This window comes from Nitrosophilus sp. (assembly GCF_982775275.1).
On record NZ_CEXZHP010000043.1, the window covers coordinates 1 to 1,256 of the forward strand.

Annotated in this window: 1 protein-coding gene; it reads left to right on the top strand. The window is 36.5% G+C overall.

Annotated elements, in window-relative coordinates:
• A partial coding sequence (locus AC30RD_RS03530) for a class I tRNA ligase family protein (protein ID WP_489492854.1) occupies window positions 1–1,256 on the top strand: 1,256 nt, incomplete at both ends.

Below are 1,256 nucleotides of genomic sequence, written 5' to 3' on the forward strand. Positions count from 1 at the left end.
GGTGCGGTGCATACGGCTCCGGGACATGGGGAGGATGATTATAGGGTAGGTTTAAAATATAATCTTGAAGTAATAATGCCCGTTGATGATGAGGGCAGATATGATGAGAGCGTGGTGCAAAAAAAACTTCTTCCAAATCCCCAAGAGTTTGTGGGAATGAACGTTTTTGAGGCAAATGATAAAATAATAGAACTTTTGGGAGACTCTTTATTGCTAAAAGAGGAGATAAAGCACTCCTATCCTCACTGTTGGAGGACTCACAAACCCGTTATTTTTAGAGCAACAAAGCAGTGGTTTATAGCAGTTGATAAAGCTCCAAAAGATCAAGCAAAAAGTTTAAGAGAGATTGCTTTAGAGGAGATAGAAAAAACAGAATTTTTTCCAGAATGGGGTAGAAATAGATTAAAAAGTATGGTGGAAAATAGGCCGGATTGGTGTATCTCAAGACAGAGAGACTGGGGAGTGCCAATTGCTTTTTTTAGAAACAAAAAAACAAAAGAGGTTATTTTAGAGGAGAAAGTTTTAAACTATATTGCTATGATTTTTGAAAAGTTTGGAAGTGATGCATGGTATAGTATGGAGATAAAAGATCTATTATATCCTGGAAGCGGGCTAAATCCCGATGATTTGGAAAAAGTAGAAGATATTTTAGATGTTTGGTTTGATAGTGGATCTACTTGGAGAGCGGTTTTAAAAAGTAAAAGATATGATGCCGGAAAATTTCCTGCAGACCTTTATCTTGAGGGAAGCGATCAGCATAGGGGATGGTTTCAAAGCTCTTTGTTGATTAGTAGCGGGATTGAACATAAAGCTCCTTTTAAATCTATACTCACCCATGGTTTTACCGTTGACGAAAAGGGTGAGAAGATGAGCAAATCCAAAGGAAACGTGGTTGCGCCGCAGGATGTGGCTAAAAAGTTTGGAGTCGAGATTCTTCGCCTTTGGGTTGCTATGAGCGAGTATAAAAGCGATCTGAAAATTAGCGAAAATATTTTAAAACAGATTGCAGAGCAGTATAGAAAACTTAGAAACACTTTCAGATTTATGTTGGCAAATATAAACGATCTTGAGGAGATTATCGAAGATTTTGGAGTTTTAGATAGATGGATCTTAAACAGAGCCAAAAAAGTTTTGGATGAGGTGGAGAAAAACTTTAAAGAGTATGAGTTTTCAAAAGGATTTAATATATTAAACAATTTTATCGTTAACGAATTTAGCGGAATCTATCTTGATGTTTGTAAAGACAGACTATATTG